The sequence below is a fragment of the Streptomyces sp. ISL-12 genome (assembly GCF_018614415.1).
Lineage (GTDB): Bacteria > Actinomycetota > Actinomycetes > Streptomycetales > Streptomycetaceae > Streptomyces.
In genome coordinates this window covers 1-19,237 of record NZ_JAGGOO010000102.1, presented here as the reverse complement: position 1 = coordinate 19,237, position 19,237 = coordinate 1, and the positions used below count along the sequence as shown (strand labels likewise).

The 19,237-nt window shown below is 71.1% G+C and carries 21 protein-coding genes; 13 read left to right on the top strand and 8 right to left on the bottom strand.

Annotated features, from left to right (window positions below; all coding sequences use genetic code 11):
* The first annotated feature begins 11 nt into the window (after positions 1–11).
* The 11 genes from J7I94_RS38605 (at position 12) to J7I94_RS26080 (ending at position 7,895) form a co-directional block, all read left to right on the top strand.
* On the top strand, positions 12–155 hold the full coding sequence (locus J7I94_RS38605; RefSeq protein ID WP_251075756.1) for a hypothetical protein: 144 nt from the start codon (positions 12–14) through the stop codon (positions 153–155).
* A 62-nt stretch (positions 156–217) separates the two neighbouring features.
* Complete coding sequence (locus J7I94_RS26125; protein ID WP_215170646.1) at positions 218–715, top strand: hypothetical protein; 498 nt, start codon at positions 218–220, stop codon at positions 713–715.
* Positions 712–1,539: a phosphoadenosine phosphosulfate reductase family protein gene (locus J7I94_RS26120; protein ID WP_308114698.1), complete on the top strand. Its 828-nt coding sequence runs from the start codon at positions 712–714 to the stop codon at positions 1,537–1,539. Before J7I94_RS26125 ends, J7I94_RS26120 begins: the two co-directional genes overlap by 4 nt.
* The gene (locus J7I94_RS26115) at positions 1,536–2,165 is read left to right on the top strand and encodes a hypothetical protein (RefSeq protein WP_308114697.1); all 630 of its coding nucleotides are present in this window, start codon (positions 1,536–1,538) and stop codon (positions 2,163–2,165) included. Before J7I94_RS26120 ends, J7I94_RS26115 begins: the two co-directional genes overlap by 4 nt.
* A 297-nt stretch (positions 2,166–2,462) precedes the next feature.
* The gene (locus J7I94_RS26110) at positions 2,463–3,101 is read left to right on the top strand and encodes a hypothetical protein (protein ID WP_215170644.1); all 639 of its coding nucleotides are present in this window, start codon (positions 2,463–2,465) and stop codon (positions 3,099–3,101) included.
* A gap of 60 nt (positions 3,102–3,161) precedes the next feature.
* Positions 3,162–3,464 (top strand): hypothetical protein, encoded by a 303-nt coding sequence (locus tag J7I94_RS26105; RefSeq protein ID WP_215170641.1) that lies wholly within the window; start codon positions 3,162–3,164, stop codon positions 3,462–3,464.
* A gap of 91 nt (positions 3,465–3,555) precedes the next feature.
* The gene (locus J7I94_RS26100) at positions 3,556–4,566 is read left to right on the top strand and encodes an N-6 DNA methylase (RefSeq protein WP_215170640.1); all 1,011 of its coding nucleotides are present in this window, start codon (positions 3,556–3,558) and stop codon (positions 4,564–4,566) included.
* A complete protein-coding gene (locus J7I94_RS39375; protein WP_215170638.1) occupies positions 4,563–5,090 on the top strand; it encodes a hypothetical protein in 528 nt (175 codons plus the stop codon). Before J7I94_RS26100 ends, J7I94_RS39375 begins: the two co-directional genes overlap by 4 nt.
* On the top strand, positions 5,087–6,736 hold the full coding sequence (locus tag J7I94_RS26090) for a DUF4192 family protein (RefSeq protein WP_215170636.1): 1,650 nt from the start codon (positions 5,087–5,089) through the stop codon (positions 6,734–6,736). Before J7I94_RS39375 ends, J7I94_RS26090 begins: the two co-directional genes overlap by 4 nt.
* A gap of 53 nt (positions 6,737–6,789) precedes the next feature.
* Complete coding sequence (locus J7I94_RS26085; RefSeq protein WP_215170634.1) at positions 6,790–7,371, top strand: DUF6349 family protein; 582 nt, start codon at positions 6,790–6,792, stop codon at positions 7,369–7,371.
* Positions 7,368–7,895 (top strand): hypothetical protein, encoded by a 528-nt coding sequence (locus tag J7I94_RS26080; RefSeq protein ID WP_215170632.1) that lies wholly within the window; start codon positions 7,368–7,370, stop codon positions 7,893–7,895. Before J7I94_RS26085 ends, J7I94_RS26080 begins: the two co-directional genes overlap by 4 nt.
* Before the next feature lie 124 nt (positions 7,896–8,019).
* Here J7I94_RS26080 and J7I94_RS26075 read toward each other — a convergent pair whose 3' ends face one another.
* The 4 genes from J7I94_RS26075 to J7I94_RS26060 all read right to left on the bottom strand — a co-directional run bounded on the left by J7I94_RS26075 (position 8,020) and on the right by J7I94_RS26060 (position 13,679).
* Positions 8,020–9,501: a hypothetical protein gene (locus tag J7I94_RS26075; RefSeq protein ID WP_215170631.1), complete on the bottom strand. Its 1,482-nt coding sequence runs from the start codon at positions 9,499–9,501 to the stop codon at positions 8,020–8,022.
* 579 nt (positions 9,502–10,080) lie between these two features.
* A complete protein-coding gene (locus J7I94_RS26070) occupies positions 10,081–10,686 on the bottom strand; it encodes a DUF742 domain-containing protein (RefSeq protein ID WP_215170629.1) in 606 nt (201 codons plus the stop codon).
* Between the two features lie 15 nt (positions 10,687–10,701).
* On the bottom strand, positions 10,702–11,136 hold the full coding sequence (locus J7I94_RS26065) for a roadblock/LC7 domain-containing protein (RefSeq protein ID WP_215170626.1): 435 nt from the start codon (positions 11,134–11,136) through the stop codon (positions 10,702–10,704).
* A complete protein-coding gene (locus tag J7I94_RS26060) occupies positions 11,133–13,679 on the bottom strand; it encodes a nitrate- and nitrite sensing domain-containing protein (protein ID WP_215170624.1) in 2,547 nt (848 codons plus the stop codon). The genes J7I94_RS26065 and J7I94_RS26060 overlap by 4 nt, the downstream gene beginning before the upstream one ends.
* A gap of 553 nt (positions 13,680–14,232) precedes the next feature.
* Here J7I94_RS26060 and J7I94_RS38600 point away from each other — a divergent pair.
* Together J7I94_RS38600 and J7I94_RS26050 are read left to right on the top strand one after the other, a co-directional pair.
* The gene (locus J7I94_RS38600; RefSeq protein ID WP_215170622.1) at positions 14,233–14,625 is read left to right on the top strand and encodes a DUF485 domain-containing protein; all 393 of its coding nucleotides are present in this window, start codon (positions 14,233–14,235) and stop codon (positions 14,623–14,625) included.
* Complete coding sequence (locus J7I94_RS26050; RefSeq protein WP_215170620.1) at positions 14,622–16,217, top strand: cation acetate symporter; 1,596 nt, start codon at positions 14,622–14,624, stop codon at positions 16,215–16,217. Before J7I94_RS38600 ends, J7I94_RS26050 begins: the two co-directional genes overlap by 4 nt.
* A 55-nt stretch (positions 16,218–16,272) precedes the next feature.
* On the opposite strand, the gene J7I94_RS26045 is transcribed toward J7I94_RS26050, so the two are convergent.
* From J7I94_RS26045 to J7I94_RS26030, 4 genes are all read right to left on the bottom strand, one after another.
* A complete protein-coding gene (locus J7I94_RS26045) occupies positions 16,273–17,613 on the bottom strand; it encodes a diacylglycerol kinase family protein (protein WP_215170618.1) in 1,341 nt (446 codons plus the stop codon).
* A 392-nt stretch (positions 17,614–18,005) separates the two neighbouring features.
* On the bottom strand, positions 18,006–18,161 hold the full coding sequence (locus J7I94_RS26040; protein ID WP_215170616.1) for a hypothetical protein: 156 nt from the start codon (positions 18,159–18,161) through the stop codon (positions 18,006–18,008).
* A 225-nt stretch (positions 18,162–18,386) separates the two neighbouring features.
* Positions 18,387–18,575, bottom strand: a complete 189-nt coding sequence (locus J7I94_RS26035) for a hypothetical protein (protein WP_215170614.1) — start codon at positions 18,573–18,575, stop codon at positions 18,387–18,389.
* Positions 18,576–18,586: 11 nt separating this feature from the next.
* On the bottom strand, positions 18,587–19,237 hold a 651-nt coding region (locus J7I94_RS26030), incomplete at its 5' end, for an ANTAR domain-containing protein (protein WP_306522441.1).

Below are 19,237 nucleotides of genomic sequence, written 5' to 3'. Positions count from 1 at the left end.
CCGGTGAGCCGGTGGAGGTCGCCGAGCGCCGGGTCGTGAAGTTCCGCCCCGGCGTCCGGTTCCAGGACCTCGTCGCGGGCCGCCGGGCCATGCCCGAGTCCGGCAACTGCATCCAGAAGGACCGCCCCAAGACCCACAAGGTCGCCCGCCCGTAACCCGCTGCACACCAGGGGCCGTCCCGGCACGCGCCGGGACGGCCCCGCCGAAGGAGTTCGAGATGAACGACCGTTCCGTGGGCGTCGAGATCGACGCCACCGCGAAGTGGCTGGAGGAGCGGGGCATAGTCGGCGCGGCCGGTCTGCTGCGGCGCGTCGCGCGCCAGAGGGACGACGCCGTACGAAGGCTCGGCCTTTACCCCGCCTCGCCCGCGCACCAGACGGGCGGCGAGCGCCCCGCCCCGCGTGACCTGGACGCCGCCGCCGAAGCGGCGATGCTGCGCACCGACGTGGCACGTCTCCAGACCCTGGCCGAGCGGGCCGGCTGGGTACCAGACCCGGCCGCGAAGCGCCTGTTGCGCTGGCGCGACGGCTGGTGGGAGCTGGGCCACCGCCGCAGGAACCCGAAGGACGGCTACCACGACACCGGCTGGTACCTGTGGGGGCCGGTCGGCAGCTACGACGGCGAGTGGGTCGACCGCCACAAGGGACCGGCCATGGCCGAGGCAGAGCGCCTGATCAGCAAGCACCTTTCCGCGACCGGGGAAGGCCAGCGGTGAGCGGCCAGATAGAACTGGTCAGCGCCCGCGCCGTGCACGGCCCCGAGCCGGTGCCCGACCTGTCCGCCGCCGACCGCATCGTCATCAGCAACAGCGGCGGCAAGGACAGCATCGTGGCCATGGATGAGGCCGTACGCCTGGGCGACGAGGCCGGAGTCCGCGACCGCATGGTGGTCCTGCACATCGATCTCGGAACCACTCCGCGCGGCCACAGCGTGGAGTGGCCCGGCACCGTGGACCTGGCGCGCCGCCAGGCCGCCCACTACGGACTTCCCTTCGAGGTCCGGCGCATGACGAAGTGGCCGTCCCTGTTCCACCGCATCCGGGCGCGCGGCCAGTTTCCGCACCTCATGACCCGGTTCTGCACCTCGGAGAAGAGGGGCGTGGCGCACCGGTTCATGACCGAGCAGGTCAACGCCCTCGGCATCTTCGGCCGCCCGGCGCGGATCGTGCACGTCATGGGATTCCGGGCGGAGGAGTCCCGTGCCCGCGCCCGGCGGCCCGCCGTCGAGATCGACCACCGGGCCAGCAGCGGGCGCCGCACCGTGACCCAGTGGTACCCGGTGCTGCGCTGGAGCACCGCCGAGGTGTGGCAGCGCATCCGGGACCGCGGTCTGCCCTACCACTGGGCGTACGACGCCGGCATGTCCCGGCTCTCGTGCAGCCTGTGCGTCCTGGCCTCCGCCCCGGACCTGACGTGCGCGGCCGGGCTCCGGCCCGAGCTGGCGCGCGAGTACGCCGACCTGGAAGAGGAGCTGGGCGTCCCGTTCCGGCGGGAGCTGTCGATGGCCGAGGTCATCAGGCGAGCGGGAGGTGCCGCGTGACCGCCGAGCCCCAGAGCGCCCCGGTGACCCTGCCCAGCGTGCAGGAGAAGGGGGAGTGGCAGCCGTGCGTCCTCGGTCTCGACCTGTCGCTGACCTCGACCGGCATCGCGGGGACAGACTGGGCACGCGCCTACCGGCCCGGCCGCCGCCGCAGCCACGAGCGGCTGGACTGGCTGCTCGCGGCCGTTGCGCTGAGCGTGAAGGACGGCGCGGACCTGGTGGTCGTCGAGGGCGCCGCCTACGCCCAGGGCGGGCAGGCCGGGCACCACGAGCTGGCCGGGCTGTGGTGGCTGGTTACGCAGTACCTGTGGCGCCACCGCATCCCCTACGCCGTGGTGACCCCGCACGGGCGCACGATCTACGCGACCGGCCGGGCCAACCCGGCCCAGGACTTCCCGCGCAAGGACCGGGCCCGGATCGCGAAGGGCATGGTGCGCTCGGTGGCCGTCGAGCGGTACGGCGTCCCGTGCGAAGGGCCGGGCCGCTACGACCAGGCGGACGCCACGATCCTCGCCGCGATGGGGCTCGACTGGCTCGGCTACCCGACGGTGCCCGTGCCCGACTCGCACCGCCGCGCGCTGGAGGCCGTCCGCTGGCCCGATCTCATTCCGGCAGCCGCGAATTAGGGAATTGAATTGCGGAAATTAAATGCGCATTCATTCGGCCACATCTTGCTTCTGGGGTATTTGCCATTAAGATATAAGTAAGAAATTCGGGAAACGCCTGAATGGGAAGGGGGATTGGAATGGAAACCCAGAACCACGGATGCGGCTGCGAGTGCAACAGCGGCGGATTCTGCGGCGGCTGCGGCCACGCCGGATGCGGCGGACGCCGCTAACCATCTCCGAACCCCACCAGCACCCCGCGCCCCCGGCCCACCGCCGGGGGCGCACCCATACGCGCAAGCGCCTCTTGGAGACCCAATGACCGACTACTCGCCCGGAATCCGCGAACTCGCCCACCAGATAGGGCTCGACCCCGAACACGTCGCATACGCCGTGCGCTTCGCCTCACGCACCTTCGCCCGCGTGCAGGTGACCACCGGCATGACCCTCGACCAGTTCCGCCGCCTGTTCACCCAGGACCGGCACTCCATCGTGATCGTCGCGAACATCGCCATGCGCCACGCCGGCCGCCGCGACGACGCCCAACTCCTCATGACCATCTACAAGGCCGCCGTCGGTCGCCTCCCGTACGAGCGGCCCCTGCACACCGGCGTCGGCACCCTGCCCGAGTACCACGGCCACAAGCAGATCCAGGAGGCCGTACGCATCCTGACCGCCGCCGGAATGCCGCCCATCCACACCGACGGCGTCCACGAACTGCGCCCCGGCTTCCAGGTCATGCCCGACGACACCGGAGACCTGCCCGGCTGGGTGTTCATCAAGCCCGACCCCGACGCCAAGGCCCGCACCGGCTTCGCCGGCGGAGACCTCGGCTACCTCGCCGTCATGCGCTGGGCCGGATGGGGCGTCATCACCGAACGCCTCCCCGGCGGCCTGTACGCCGCCTGCCACCCCGACCACCAGGGCAACCCCTTCCCCACCGCCCCCACCTCCTGACCCGCCCGTGCCCGGCCGCCCCGCGCGGCCGGGCACGGCCGACCAGAAAGGCATCAGCCCGTGAAGCTCCCCGTCGACAAGGCCACCCTGGCGGCCTGGTCCGCCCTGCTCGGCCTCACCGACAAGCAGACCGCCGCGACCCTCGCCGAGATCGAGAAGACCCTGCGCATCGGCTACGAGCACCGCCCCGACGAGCTGCGCGACACCAGCTTCGACCAGCTCATCAGCGACATGGACACCGACGAGGCGGCCCTGATGTTCCTCATCAACGGCCTGCGGCAGGCCGGGTACCCCGCCGCTGCCTACGACGTCGAGATCCGCGGCATCTTCGCCACCCTCCGGGACCTCCAGCAGACCAGCTGACCCCGCTCACCACCCCATCCACCCGCCGCCCCGGCCGCGCACCGCGCACCGGGGCGGCCCCATGCGCGCCCGCAGAAAGGAACCCGCCGTCATGTCCGACGACTTCTTGCCCCGCGCGGCAGCCCCGGCCACCGCCGCGCGGCCCGCGCCGTCGTGGGCGAAGAAGCCCCCGCCCCAGTCCAAAGCCCGCCCCACCGGCAAGATCACCGCCTGGCGCTACGCCGCCCCGCGCGACCCGCACGAGCACGCCCGCAAGATCGCGGAGAACGTCCTCGAAGCCTGGTACCAGTCCTTCGGCGGCAGCAGCATCGACGTCCCCCTCGGCACCGTCGCCGGGCTCTCCCTGCTGCGCAACGTCCCCGGCCTGGCGGACTGGGTGCTCAACCTCCAGCCCGAACAACTCCCGCAGCTCCTCAAGGAGATCTACCTCGGCCACTGGATCAAGCGCCCCGACCTGATCAACCGCGCCATACGCCTCCACGACTGGGCCTGGAACCCCAACCCCGACAAGCAGCAGCTCCGCGCCGTCCACGCCGTCACCCGCGCCGCCATCAACACCGGCCTGATGGACCTCACCGGCCACGACGACCCCTGGCAACGCTCCGAAGCCGACGTCCTCAGCCCCCTGCTCACCGGCCTCCGCCACAAGAGCGACAAGAAGTGGCGCGGCGAGTACCACACGCCGGCGTGCATCACCGACCTGATGGCCAACATGACCGTGGACAAGGACTTCGCCAAGCCAGGCATGTCCTTCCGCGAACCCGCCGTCGGCTCCGGCACGATGTTCCGCTCCGTCGCCCAACGCCTGCGCGACCTCGGCCTCAACCCGCACGACTTCCACTGGTACGGCAACGACATCGACGCGCTGTCCGCCGGGTGCGCCGCCGTCAACGCGATCATCTGGGACCTCGGCCCGCGCTGCCTCATCGGCTGCGCCGACTCCCTCGCACCGGACGACGACTACGCCAAGACCCGCGCCGAAGCCAAAGAAGCCTTCGAGCAGCGCGACCGGTACATGGAGACCGCCAGCACGATCGTCGCCTGGCGCCGCGCCTTCGACCTGGTCGACCAGCTCATGCCCAGCAAAGAGAACGCCGCGTGACGGAACCCGACCCCTTCGACCGACCCGGCACCACCCCCACGCCGCGCCGCCGACGCCCGGCCTTCGCCGGACCGCGCGACGAGATCGACCTGCCGCCTCTCGACCAGCTCGCCCCCACCCTCGACCCGCCGTGGAGCAAGGAGGACACCGACACCCCCGACCGCACCGCCGCCTACCAGCACCCCGACGGACACCGCATCGGCCTACGCGTCCAATCCCGCGGCCTCGCCATCCAGACCTGGATCACCGCAGGCCCCGAACTGCCGCCGATCCCCGACGGCACCGACATCGAGCAAGCCGAAGCACAAGCCGCCAACGACGCCCGGCTCCAGCCCGGCCGCACCTGGCACGCCGTCCTGACCACCCGCACCAGCAAAGCCCTGGCCGCCGACCTCGCCGCGCTCGTCCGCGAACGACTGCTCCCCGCCCTCACGAACAAGCCACGCGGCATGCCCGCCCCCGCGCAGCCCGCCCGTATCGGGCAGCCCGACACCGCATCGCAGAAGGAAGGAACCCAGAAGTGAGCACGCCCGACAACACGGTGCAGGTCACCAGCCTGCCCAACCTCGCCCAGATCCTGCCGTACCTCCTCGGCCACTACCCGGACGACAGCATCGCCCTCCACGCCCCCGGCCCGAACTTCCACGACGGGCCGACCATGACGTGCCCCCTCCCCGACGACAGCGCCGAGTGGCAGGCCACCGCCGAGCACGCTGCCCGCCAGTTCGTGGCCTACGCCCACGACCGCGGCCATGACCTCGCTGAGGGCGTCATCATCTACCTCTGCCGCGAACCGCGCCCCGGCCAGAGCCCCGGGGAGACCGCCGCGCTCCTTGCCCCCGTCGGCACCTGGCTCACGAACGAGTTCGTGGAGCACCGCGCCAACGTCCTCCAGACGATCGGCCTCGTCGCGAACCGGTGGTGGGCTTACGAGTGCGACGTCGACGGGTGCTGCGAGGGCGACCCGCTCCCGTCGCCCGACGACCCCACCAGCGTCGCCGTGCAGATGGCCCGCCTCGGCCGCGCTCCCGGCCCTCGCACCCGCGACATCATCAAGGAGTTCCGGGCGGCCACGGCGGACCCTGCGTTCCTCATGGACCTGCACACCGCCGCCGACTACTTCAACTCGCGGTGCGCGACCACCGCCGGACGCGACGCCACGCTCGCGTTGACGCTGGAGCAGATCGACGCCGCCATGAGCCGGTTCCGTGACGGGGCGACCGCCCTCACCCGCGCCATGACCACGCAGCTCATCGTCGGCCTTCAGGACGCCGCCGCCCTGGAGGCCGGCATGGCGCACGCTGGGGACAGCGACCTTCCCCACGCCCGACGCTTGTGGGCCTACCTCGCACGGCACTGCGCCGAACCGTTCAGGCAGGAGGCCGTGCCCGTCCTGACGCTGTTCGCGTTCGTCGCCTGGCGGCAAGGCGACCTCATCGCCGCCCGGCTCGCCCTGCGCGACGCCATCACCACCGACCCCGAGTACGAGCTGGCCACCGGCATACACCTCGGCACGATCGACGGCGAAGACCCCCGAGACTGGCTCGCCTCCGCCCGCGAGGGCCACGCCCATCGCCTGACGCACCTCCAGCACGCCGTCGAGGTCGCCAGCGAGTACCGCCTTACCACCGACAACACCGCGGTGCGCTTCCGCGAAGCACTCGACGCAGCCACCAGCCACCACTACGACCAGGTCCTCGGCGCAGACGAACGACTCCTCGCCCGCTACGGCACCATCGACATCGTCAACGGAGCCTTGGCCGACTTCCGCAGCGGCCGTCGCGAGCTCTCGGACGAGATCGCCGCCCGCATCATCCTCGGCCTACAAGATCTCCACGCGAGGGACGTCGCCCTGTCCACCGGCGAGGAGAGCGACCTTCCCTACGAGCGGCAACTGTGGGGCTACCTCGCCCGGCGCTGCGTCCCGCCGCACACCGGTAAGGCGCCGCCGCTCCTCACCCTCCTCGGCTGGGTCGCCTGGCGGCAGGGCGACACCGTCACCGCCAGCCACGCCTTTGCCGAAGCCGTCGACATCTACCCCGGCTACACGATGGCCAAGCTGCTGCTCGACGGCATCCGCAACGAGTGCGATCCAGCCCGGCTCCTTGCGATGTACCGCGACGCGGCGGCGGAGTTCGCCGCCAGCCGACCGGACCTCGACACCCTCTGACCGACACGGTGGCCCCGGCAACCGCCGGGGCCACCCCGCTCCGGAGAGCACCCATGACCACACCTGACGAACGCCGTGGCGCCATCGCACGCCACACCGACTACCTGCCCCACTACCGCGACAAGAACAGCAACAGCCGCGACCGCTGGCGCATCGCCTGGGGACACCCCGGCTTCACCCATCACACGCCGCCCGAACCGACCACCGACCATCAGCCCACCGTCCTCGTCCGCAACTGGGGCCGCCTCGCCCCAGACGGATCCGGCGACATCTGGACCTACCTCCACCGAGGCGCGTGCCTCGGCTGCACCTGGGAAGGCCCCGACCGCCGACGAACCGACCAAGCCGTCGAAGACGCCCACGATCACACCCACGAGGGATGGCGCGACCTCCCGGCACTCCCCGAACGCCGAGGCCGGCACTGGACCACTCACGCCACGCACCTGTACCCGAAGGGCTGGTTCGACACAGGCGGGCCCGTGCGCACCATCCGCACAGGAATCGAGAAACGGCACCTGCCCGGCAAAGCGCCTGGAGGCGGCTACGACCTCGCCGTACAACCACCAAGGACGGAGCATCGGACAGCGATCACCGAAACGCTGCTCCTGGGGTACAACGAGAGCGAGGCTGCGTGAGCGACCCCAAGTCCGTCACGTGGCTCCGCCCCGAGTACAAGGGACGCGAAGATGAACTGATAAACCTCGCCGCCGGAGCAGCCCTCGTCGGCGTCACTCGCTCCACCGTCAGCAACTGGGCCAAGCGCCACGCAACCTTCCCGGAGATCGTCTTGCTGACGGGTATCGGCGACAGGCGCGTTAAGTACATCCCCCGCGACGAGTTCCTGGCCTTCGCTCACGCACAGATGAACAAGGGACGCACGCCAGCCCGTAGACCGGCAGCCCGCCGGCCCACGACACTTCTGAGATCAGACGAGATTGCTTACTCCGAACGGCAGATAACCAGGCTCACTGAGCTGGAGGCACGTCAAGCAAAGGCCCTCGCGCGCACCCGAGAGGCACTGAGGAAGCACCGCGAACGTCTTAGGCAGGCTCGGCAGGCGCTCGCTGCAGAGATCGCTGCGGTGCACCACCTCGAACAAACGGAAGACGCATCAGGCGTGGACTCCGCAAGACCAGGGGGAGGAAACATCCCGGAGTGACCTCGCAACGAGGCTGCTCACCGCAGGCAGGGCCGCGCTCTCGCGTGGAGACGGCGCGGCCCTGTCGCACGGTCAGGTGTTCGGCTGACGATGCTCGCACTACACAGGCGAGGCACGCCTCCCCTCAGAAAGTGCTCCAAGCCGATGCGTGCGCTTCCGGACCGTACGGACTCCACCCGTTGAGGTGCGGCTTGAGATCTTCAGGCTCGAACGCCAGCCCCGACGGCATGGTCGGTAGTTGTGTCAGCGGGTCGAGGGTCTCCGCGTAGTCGCGTGCCCACCGCAACCAGGCACGAGCCGATTCGACGTCCTCGTCCGCCGCTACATTGATCCTGCGCTCCAAAGCGTCGCAGTACTGGCGGAGCGCGTGCGCATCCTGCCACTGCCTCGCCTGCTCACGGAGAATCGTTGCGAAGCAAGCCTGAGCAGCCTTCTCTCTGGCGGTAGCCATGGCCGCTTCCCAACGGATGCGGCGCTCTTCCTTCGCACGTTCCTCATCCAGCTTCCTCTGCTGCTCCTCGACCGCGCGAGTCTCCAGTTCCCGGAGCACGATCCCGAGGACGTCCTCGAGTTTCGACCGCTTGCGGTCGCCCCAGTGGTGCTGCCTCTTGGACCGGCTGTACCCGATGTCCAGAGCGAGCTGCTGAGAGCGATCTGGATCGGCAGACTGGGGAAACTCCTGCTTGATAGTGACGCAGCTTGTGAAGCCGTCGATAACGATCTCCAGCACTCCTTCCCGGCAACTCGCGGGGAAGTACCGGCCGTTGTAATAGTGCGCTGAACGGTGGTCACGCTCAGGGACCCGCTGCTCGCGTACTTTGTATCCCCGGCGTTCCGCCTCTGCTGCGAGCCCTTGCAGCAGCAGCAAAGCACGGCGACGCAGAGAGGGCGGCATAAGAAGCCGGCGCTCGCTGTCCCGCAAGGCCGCCACGACGCGGTGCGGCGAGCGCAACTGCGCGGGGACTGAAACCCGCGGGTTCTCCTCTGGGGACCTCCGCCCAGAGTTAGCATGTGGGCCGTCCACCAACGAGATTTGCAGGTCACGGCCCGCGTTCCACAGTCGCTGCTTCTCGATGCGTTTGCCTGCCGGCGCGAGTTTGTGCCGCTTGGCGAAGTCGATGACACGTCGCCACTCGGTGATCTCATCCTCGTCAGGCTCTGATATGACCACATGGCGCTCGGCGACCAATCGCTCCACGAGCTTGGTCGCTTTTGCGCGGCGTGCTACGGGGATAGGCCTTTCGCTGTACGGCGTTGGCTGCTTCTTATGGGTGGTCGCCGGCTTGCTCCCATGAGCTGTCGCCGTTGTCGTGGAGCCGCGGACCCTGCCCTTCTCCACGGTCACCGGCGCCTTCGACTCACCAGCAGCAGTGCGCCCGCGTGCCGGATGCTCCGGATGATGACCGTGCTGCAAGTAGAACCGCCCTGCCTCGGTAACCTCCGCCCGCCAGCCTCCACCCCGGCGGCTCACCGTCACGAGACCTCGATCGCGCAGCGCATAGGTTGACCGCCGCATGCCCGGATCCTGGGCGCCGGGATCCTCGCCGGCAGCCAATTTCCTGAGGAGCGTGAGTTGTCGATCGTTCAACGCTTTCCAGCGGTACATGCGACAAGTTCACAAGGAAAACAAGGCGGGCCACAAGTGGCCGTCGATCCCCTCGACCAGGGTTGTCAGCAGGCAGCCGGGCGAACATGCTCGCCCCGCTCGGGGCCGACATCGGTACTCTTGTCCCCAGACGGCTGACCAGTAGAAACGCCGTATGGCTCCACCCCCGGGCGAAGGGGGCGGGGTCCTCTCCGTCTGTATGGCACTCCGCTGCGTGAGAGTTCGAGGCCTCGACTTCCCCCACGCTCAACCTGCATCGATCCAGCAGATATCCCCATGCGCCTCCTCTGGGAAGGCTCTCGGGGACCGCCAGGGGACACGCAGGGGACGGAAGGACCCGGAAGGATCAGGAAGGCCGGCGCAGAACCCGAACGGCAAAGCGCCTCTGACCTGCGCTTATAGGAAAGATGGGGTAAGGGCCGGGACGGATCGGAAGATCAGAAAAGGACTCATAATCCGCCGGCCGTGGGTTCGAGTCCCACCCGCCCCACCGCGCGTCCCCAGGCAGAATCGTTCTGACCTGGGGAGACGTGTTTCCGGGGCTGGCCGTCCCGACTCCCCGCCGGGCCGGGACGGCCGTCAGAGCTGGCGCAGTCCGATCAGCACCCGTTCCATCAGCGCGTGGGTCGGGACGTCGCCGAAGTCGGTCGCCGCCTCGTGGACGACGATCAGCCCGCGGTCCGCCAGGTCGCCGAGGAGGACCTTGGCCACCCCCAGCGGTACCGCGACGAGCGCCGCCACTTCGGCGACCGACCGCGGTTCCCGGCACAGGTCGAGCACCGCGTGGTCCCACTGCGTGGCGGCGACGGGGGCGCCGGTCGGATCGGTGGCGGTGACCAGGGTCTCGACCTCGAAGTGGTGGTGCGACCTGGTCCGGCCGCCCGTCCACGCGTAGGCGCGGACGAACGAGGCCGGGGCTCCGGGCTCCCCGTCCCCGGTGTCCCCGGCGTCCCAGGGCTGGTAGTCCGTCCGGGACGCCGGACCGTACGGCTCGGGGGCAGGCGACGGCAGGGCTTCGCCGCTGTCCTCGCGCGCCCCGTCCGGCGGCGTGTCACGCCGGCCGGAGATCTTCCGCCTGCGGCGTCCGGTGCCGAGACTGAACGCGTTGAGCACGTCGGCGAAGGTCTGTTCGTCCTCCGCTTCCCGATCTCTTCCAGGGCCGGACGGGCCTCCACCGGTGCTCATCTTCTCCCCGTCCGGCTATCGGGCAGCAGTCTGCTGGAACTGCTGCAGCTCGGTGCGGAGTTCCGGAGTCAGCAGCTCGCCGACCTGGTCGACGAGCACGGCCATCTCGTAGGCTATCTGGCCGATCTCGCAGTCCGGAGCCGCCAGGGCGACCAGACACGAGCCGTCCCGGATGGACATCATCAGCATGTTGCCGTGCTCCATCTGGATCACTGTGCGCAGCGCGTTCCCGGTGTCCATGCAGTGGGCGGCGGCCTGGATCAGGCTGATGGCGCCCGCCGCGATGGTGGACAGCTGCTCGGCACGCTCGGGCGCCAGTTGGTCGGACGCGGTGAGCAGCAGGCCGTCGGCCGAGATCACGACGGCGTGCGCCACATTGGGGACGCGCTCCGTGAAGTTGGTGACCAGCCATCCGAACTGGCTCACCTCCGAGGAGTGGGGTGATGTCATGGGTTCTTCCTGCCCGTCGCCGATGGATTGTGCGTCTGATCGGGCTGCGCCCGACGGATGCCCGACTGGTAGCTGCTGAGGAAGCTGTGGGCGCGGCTGGCGTTCCGGCTCGCGGCCGTCCCGTCCGCGGGGGCCGCCCGCTCGGTCCGGGCCGGAGCGGGCGGCGTACGCGGAACCCGCCTGGGCAACCCGGCCTGGGTGCTGTCGGCCGGCCGGTCGGGTTCCCGCGCACCGCCCCCGGCCGGGCGCCGGACAGCGAGTGCGGGCTTCTCCGTCGCGGCGCGCGGCGCCGGTGCGTCCGTGCTGTCGCCGGTGCCGCGGGCCGCCGTCGCCGATGCGGCGAGGGCGAACCACGGCGGGCCGGCGGTCTTGTGCGGCGCGTCCCTGTCGGGCGGGACGGGCCGTGGTGTGAAGGCAGTGGTCGTGGCGGTGGCGAACGGTTTCCGCGGCGGGAGCGTCGCCGGGGCTGCGCCGTCCGTCCGGCCGCCGCGCGTCCGTGTCGGCAGCGTCGGCCGCGGGGCAGCGGGGCGTCCGGCCCCGGTGCCGGGCCGGTCCGTGCGGGCCGGCGCCTGTGCCGTGACCAGCCTGGCCGGTACCAGAACACGGGCCCGGAGCCCTCTGACTCCCGGCCGCGGGCTCAGGCTGACGGCGATGCCGTGCCGGCCGGCCAGGCGGCCGACCACGGACAGTCCCAGCTGCCGGGACGCGGGGGCGTCCGTGGCGGCGTCCGTCGCCACGCGCCGGTTGGCCCTGGCCAGGTCGCTCTCGCTCATCCCGATCCCGTCGTCCAGGATCTCGATCAGCAGCGAGCCGTCGGGCTGCCGGACGCCGCCGACGAGCACCTGGGTGTGCGGCGGGGAGAACGCGGTGGCGTTGTCGAGCAGTTCGGCGACGAGCCGCCCCAGGTCACCGGCCGCGTACCCGACCACCTCTACGGACGGTCCGGGCTGAACGAGTACGCGCTGGTACTGCTCGATCTCGGAGACGGCACTCCTCAGCACGGCGTCCAGCGCGGCGCCCTGGGAGGAGCGCACCAGAGCGCTGCCGCACAGGACCATCATGTTCTCGTTGTTGCGCCGCATCCGCGTCGCCAGGTGATCGAGCGCGAAGAGGCTGGCCAGCTGCTCCGGGTCCTCCTCGTGCCGCTCCAGCTGTTCCATCATCAGCAGCAGCCGGTCCACCAGGCTCTGGCTGCGCCGGGAGAGGTTGACCAGGGAGTTCCTGAGGTCGCCGCGGAGCGCGGCCTGTTCCGCCGCCAGGCGTACGGCCTGGGAGTGCACCGTGTCGAAGGCCCTGGCGAGCTGACCGAACTCCTCCGTGGTGTGGACCGGCACGACGTCGACCACGGCGTCCGCCGTCCGGCCCTCGCGCATGCTCTCGACCGCGGCGGGCAACCGGTGTTCCGCCACGTCGAGTGCCGTCGAGCGCAGGACGGCCAGCGACCGCAGCAGATGCCTGCCGATCCCCAGACCGACGGCCAGGGCGAGCAGGAGTACGGCGAAGAGGACGACGGACGCGACGCCCGCGCTGTCGCTCGTGCGGTCGTGCAGGTCGGCCGACGAGGTGCGCAGTGTGTCGAGGAAGCCGTCCGACACCTTGTCGACGAGCGCTCCGGTGGCCTCCGAGTCGCTGTTCCAGCGGTCGACCGGCACGGGCAGCCACGTGGTCGCGTTTGACGCGAGGGACTCGGCCAGTACGTCGCTCACCACGCGCGCGCGCCGGCTGACGGCGGCGCCGGTGACCGTCCGCCGGTATTCGTTCAGCTCCGCGGGGGTGGCCAGGGCCCGGAAGCCACCGAGCTTGTCCCGCAGGCGTACGTCGGCCTCTCGCAGCGCCTCGACGAGTGGCGGGGTCATCGGACGGTCGCGGCCGGGTGCCTGCAGCAGAATCGCGTGCTGCACGTGGATCTGCTCCTCGACGGCCTCCAGGTCGTACAACGCCGTCGCCGACCTGGTGAGTTCCGGGGTGGCGAACTTGCCGGCGAGCGCTTGGTCCAGGTCGAGCACTCCCGTGATGATCGCGCCGTAGTCGTCGAGCGCGGCCCAGGCACCGATGTCGCCGGACGCCACCCGTGAGCGCAGGGCGGGCAGGCGGTCCAGGAGGCCGACGGCGTCCCGGTAACGGTGCGCCGCGACGCCCGTGAGGAGGGTTCCCCGCTCCCCGGTGCCGGTGACGGCGGTCCGGGCGCTGTCGACGCTGTGCTGCTGCCGCGGCAGACCGGCGTGGTCGTCGGCGGAGTGGCCGTCGGCGGCGTCGTCGCCGGTGCTCAGCCGTTCGACGGACATCGTGCGTTCCATCTGCAGGGTGTTCAGCAGGGTCCGCAGCTCACCGCGCAGGGTGGCCAGGCGTCGCATGTCCGCGTAGGAGTTGGCACGGGTGACGTCGTCATGGATCTGGACGACGCCCAGGCCGACGGCGAACAGGGCGGGGACGAGCAGCACCGCCGCCAGCTTCACCAGCAGCCGCCAGTTCCGCCACTGCACGAGGGCGGCCCACCGTGACGGCCGTACCGGACGTGTGGCCGCGTGCCTGGCCGCGGTCACGATATGGGCTCCGTACTCGGCACGGCCGGCTCGCAGGTATCGGTCACGATGCTGTTTTCTCCCGGCTTTTCACCTGAGCACGACGGGGACGCCCGGCAGCACGGGGTGGTGCCGGAGGGACGGCGCGACTTCTTGCGGTCATCCCACGGTGTGCGAACCCGGGCGCGGGCGTATGTCCCGGGTACGCCCAAGGAAATCCATTGTCCCGTCTCCCCGTTCTCGGACGCGAAACGATCCCCGCACGCCGTGTGCCGACCTGTCAAGTGCTGAACCCCGCGCGAGTTTAGGGCAGTCGGGCGGGCGGTAACAATGCGGATGCCCGCCCCGGGTGCCGGCGGGCCGAGCCGTCGCGCACATGTTCTCCACATTCGGGGGGCGGGTCGATGGCGTCGTGCGGGTTCGGTGAATGCTGGGCAAAAATAAGATCAAGCCGCCTTCAGTTCGCAACCGCTGGGGGCTTTGAATGGTCGTGGGCTAGGGTTCGGCTCCTTCCACATCGCTCACCGCAGGGGCGCCCGTGCGCCCTCCTGCCCGCATCCACAGAAAGAGGAACGTGACCAGACCGGCAGGGGCGCCCGCCTTCGACGTGTCCGAGCGGCCTGCCGGACGGGATGTCAGCGCTTCCCGTCATGACGGCGAGCCCGGCTACCTCGCGATCCAGCAGAGCGAGGAGTTCGTCCGGCTGCGCAGACGGCTTCGGCTGTTCGTCTTCCCGATGAGCGCTCTTTTCCTCGCCTGGTACTTGACGTTCGCTCTGCTCTCCGCCTACGCCCACGATTTCATGAGCCGCAAGGTCTCGGGCCAGATCAACATGGGCACCGTCATCGGTCTGATGCAGTTCGTGTCCACGATCCTGATCGTCCTGGCGTACCGGCGTTTCGCCCGGAAGAAACTCGATCCGGAAGTGGACAGGATTCACGAACTGGCGGGAGTCGACAAGGAATGAGACGGCAGCTCGCCGCCGAGGCCACCGGCAGCCCCATGCTCAACCTGAGCGTCTTCCTGGTATTCGTCGTCATCACTCTGTTCGTCGTCTACAAGGTCACCACCAGAAACCAGACGGCGTCCGACTACTACGCCGCGGGCAGCGCCTTCACCGGTGCGCAGAACGGCATCGCGATGTCCGGCGACTTCCTCTCCGCGGCTTCCTTCCTGGGAATCTCCGGGGCGATCGCCGTCCATGGTTACGACGGGTTCCTCTACTCCGTGGGATGGCTCGTGGCCTGGCTGGTCGCCCTCCTGCTCATCGGCGAGGGACTGCGCAACACCGGACGGTTCACCGTGGGTGACGTGATGGCCTTCCGTATGCGGCAGCGCCCGGTGCGGGCCGCGGCGGCCAACGCCAGCCTGGTGATCACGTTCTTCTACATGCTCGCCCAGATGGCCGGCGCCGGCGGGCTGATCGCCCTGCTGCTGGACGTGCACACCAGGGGCGGGCGGGCGCTGCTCATCAGCGGCGCGGGGATCGTCATGCTCCTCTATGTGCTGGTGGGCGGGATGAAGGGCACGACCTGGGTGCAGATCATCAAAGCCGGCATGCTGCTGGTGTGCGTGACCTTCATCGCCGTGTTCCTCATCGGCAAGTTCGGATTCAGTTTCTCCGCGCTGCTGCAACAGGCGACGGAGAACAGCCCGTTGGGTGAGCGGCTGCTCGAACCGGGCAGCCTGTACGGCCAGAACGCGACGAGCAGAATAGAGTTCGTCTCGCTGGCCCTCGCCCTGGTCCTCGGAATCTCCAGCCTGCCGCACGTACTGATGCGCTTCTACACCGTGCCGAACGCCAAGGAGGCGCGCAGGTCGGTGGTGTGGTGCACCTGGTCGATGTTCACGTTCTACCTGGGAATCCTGGTCGTCGGTTACGGCGCCACCGCCCTGGTCGGTACGGACGCGATCGTCCACGCCCCGGGCGGGGAGAACTCCGCGGCGCCGCTGCTCGCCTTCCACATCGGCGGGGTCGTGCTCCTGGGAATCGTCTCGGCGGTGGCCTTCGCGACGATCCTGGCGGTCGTGGCCGGTCTGACGCTGGCCGCCTCGGCCTCGTTCGCCCATGACGTCTACGCCAACGTGATCCGGCGCGGCAAGGCCGATCCCCGGTCCGAGATCCGGGTGGCCCGGCTGACAGCGGCCGTGGTCGGTTTCCTGGCCATCGTCGGCGGCATCGTGGCCGACGGCCAGAACGTCGCCTTCCTCGTGTCGCTGGCCCTGGCCCTCGCGGCCTCCGCCAACCTGCCGACGATGCTGTACACGCTGTACTGGAAACGGTTCAACACCTCGGGGACGCTGTGGAGCATCTACGGCGGTCTCGTCTCCTGCCTCGTGCTCATCGTCTTCTCACCGGCCGTCTCGGGCACCCCCACGTCGATCTTCGAGAGCGTCGACTTCCACTGGTTCCCGCTCACCAATCCCGGCATCGTGTCGATTCCGCTCTCGTTCGTGTGCGGATATCTCGGCACCGTGTTCAGCCGGCGCCCCGCCGATCCGGACAAGCAGGCGGAGATGGAGGTCCGGGCGCTGACCGGAATCGGCGCCCGGCTGTAGCCGGTCGCGGCCGGAGCGGCGGGCACGGCGTCCGTCGGGCCGCGCGCCGCGGTGGTCAGGGGCGGCCGAGGGCGAGGGCCGTGACGCGGCGCCAGTCCAGGGGCGGGGGCGGCGGCTCGGCGCCCGGGCGGTCGCGGGGGACCAGGACGCGCAGGGCGCGGGGGCGGACGGTGCACACCACGGGGGCGGGCAGGGTCAGGGCCTCGCCGTCGACGGCCACCGGGATGCTCTCGGCGGTGTCGGCGGCGGTGACCTCGACCCGGCGGGAGGTGAGGACGGTCAGCGCCGGGGAGAGCGTGCCGCGTACGGCGAGGTCGGCCGCCTGGGCGGGACCGTCCACACGGATGCCCAGCACGCCGAGTTCGCCCCGGTCCAGCCGGGGCCTGCGCCCCACGTCGAGGGGGTCGGCCGTGGCGTAGGGGTTGTTGCTGACCAGCAGGGCCTGCTGTCCGTCGACCGGGCGGTCGTCGGCGCGGGCGTCGAGGCGTTCACCGGCGCCGCCCGCCAGCAGGTCGGGCAGCGCGTCCAGGGCCGTACCGGCCTTGGCGTCGCGGTACTCGGGGCGCCGCACGATCTCCGCGTACACCCCGAACGACACGGTGTTGACGAACGCCCGGCCCGCCACGTCGCCCAGGTCCACCCGGAACTCCACGCCGTCGGTGAGGGCGTCCAGGCAGCGGGACGGATCGTCGCGGTCCAGGCCGAGGTCCATGGCGAGGTGGTTGCGGGTGCCGGCGGATATCACCAGGAACGGCAGGTCGTGCTCGGCGGCGACCGCGGCGACCAGCGCCTGGGTGCCGTCCCCGCCGGCGACGCCGAGCAGGTCGGCGCCCTCGGCGACGGCGTTCCGGGCGAGCTCCGCGACGTCCGTGCGGGTGCCCGGGGTGAGCAGGACGACCCGGGCGCCGAGGGCCTCGGCGCGCTCGACGAGGCCGAACCGCTCGACCTTTCCGCCGCCCGAGGCCGGGTTCATGATGAGGACCGCCCGGCGGTGCGGGGGGTGCGGCCGGACCGCCGCCGGGGCCGGATCCGGCCGGTGCTCCGCGCGCAGGGCGGCGCGGGCGCGGGTCAGGGCCAGGACCCACAGCAGGACGGCGGCCAGTGCCGTGAACCACATGCCGCCGCTCAGGAACAGGACGAGCACGGCCACCGGGGCCGCCACGGCCAGCACCGCGCCGAGCACCCGCAGCGCCCCCCGGTGGGCCAGGAACCACCACGCGCCGACCGCGCACACCGCCAGCCCGGCCAGTGCGCCCAGGATGACCAGGGAACCGCCGTCGCCGAGCGACAGCAGGACGACGACGACCGCCGCAGCGGCCGCGAGCAGCGCGTGACGGGCCGACGACCGGGCCCGTGCCTGGTCCCGGGCCCCGTCCGACGGAACGACCTTGCTCACCTGCGCGCTCCCCACCCCACCGCACCGAGGCTCCGGGCGGCGACCGGGAGCCGCAGGGCAGCCTACGGCCTCCGGACGGGCGCGGACGAGTGCTGTCCGCGGGGCGCCCGGTGCCGTCCGGCGGTGTCCGGCGCCGCTCCGTCCGGCCTTCCGGCCGGGTTGTCGCAGGTGCCCGTGCGGCCGTGCGGCTGCGCTTTCTGAGCGTGCGGGCGGGGGTGGGGGCAGCGGCGGGGCAGCGGTACGGGCACGGGTGCGGGTCCCAGTGCGGGTACGGCCGTCCGCCGGGCCGTCCTGGCCTACGCCGGTGCGCGGACCGGCGTACCCTGGCGCGCTGACGGGCCGTCACGGCCGGGTGCCGTGGCGGCCCGCTGTCGTTCCCGGGGCTCTGGGTGTCAGAGGCGGGGGCCGGGCTTCTCGTCGTCGCGGTCGTCGTCGCGTTCGCCCTCCGCCTGGGACGGGGTCGGGTGCGGCGGCGACTGGCGCTCGGGCGTGCCCGGCTCGTCGTCACGCTCGCCCTCGGCCTGCGAAGGTGTCGGTTGGTCGATCATGGTGCCTCCTGCTGCCGGGGCCCGGCCGTCGGTCCGGCGGGCCGGTCGCCGAGTACCCCGCCCGGCGCCGGCACCACCCGTCCGGGCGCTCCCCCGTCCGGCGTGGTGCCGCCCGTCCGCTGTCTCAGTGCCCGCCCGGCGCCGGCACCACCCGTCCGTCGCCGCGGCCCGCGCCCTCACGTGCCCATCGCCCCGGTGACCGTGCGGTGCGCATCCCGTGCTCCCTCAGCGTCCGTGCCGGGACACTGCTGTCCGCAGGGCCGTGCGGATCTCCGGTGGCGGGGGCGGGCCGTCGTTGCCCGCGCTGGCGGTGACGGCCTCGGCGACCGTGCGGAGCAGCGCCGGCGTCACCCGTCCGTCGCCGCGGCCCGCGCCCTCACGTGCCCATCGCTCCGGTGACCGTGCGGTGCGCATCCCGTGCTCCCTCAGCGTCCGTGCCGGGACACTGCTGTCCGCAGGGCCGTGCGGATCTCCGGCGGCGGTGGCGGGCCGTCGTTGCCCGCGCTGGCGGTGACGGCCTCGGCGACCGTGCGGAGCTTGGTGTTGGAGAGCTGGGACGCCTCCCGCAGGATGTCCCACGCCGCCTCGGACGTACAGGAGTGGACGGCCATCAGCACGCCCCGCGCCTGGTCTATCACCGGACGGGAGACGATCGCCTGCCGCAGCTGCTCCACCTCCTCCTGGAGGTCGTGCAGCCGCTCCGAGCGTTCCAGCGCCACCGGCGAGGACGAGGACGAGGGGGCGGGCCGTGGCTCCGAGGTGCGCAAGGGGTCGTCGGTGTCCAGACCGGCCAGCTCCAGGGTCCGGCGGGGCTGGCCGCGCCAGTGCCCCGTGGTCACCGTCAGCGCCCCCCGGTGGCCGTGGCCGTTGAGGAGGTCCAGGAACTGGAGCCCCGCCGTGTCCATGAACACCACGTGCCGCATGTCCACGTCGATCCGGCCGGTCCCGGGCGGCAGCCCGGCGAGCGCCACGGCCAGGAGCTCCGTACACCCCTGGACCAGCTCGCCCCGGGGGACGAGCAGCGCCCGCTCCTCCTCCACCCGGCACTCGATGACCAGGCCGGCCGGCCTGTCCGT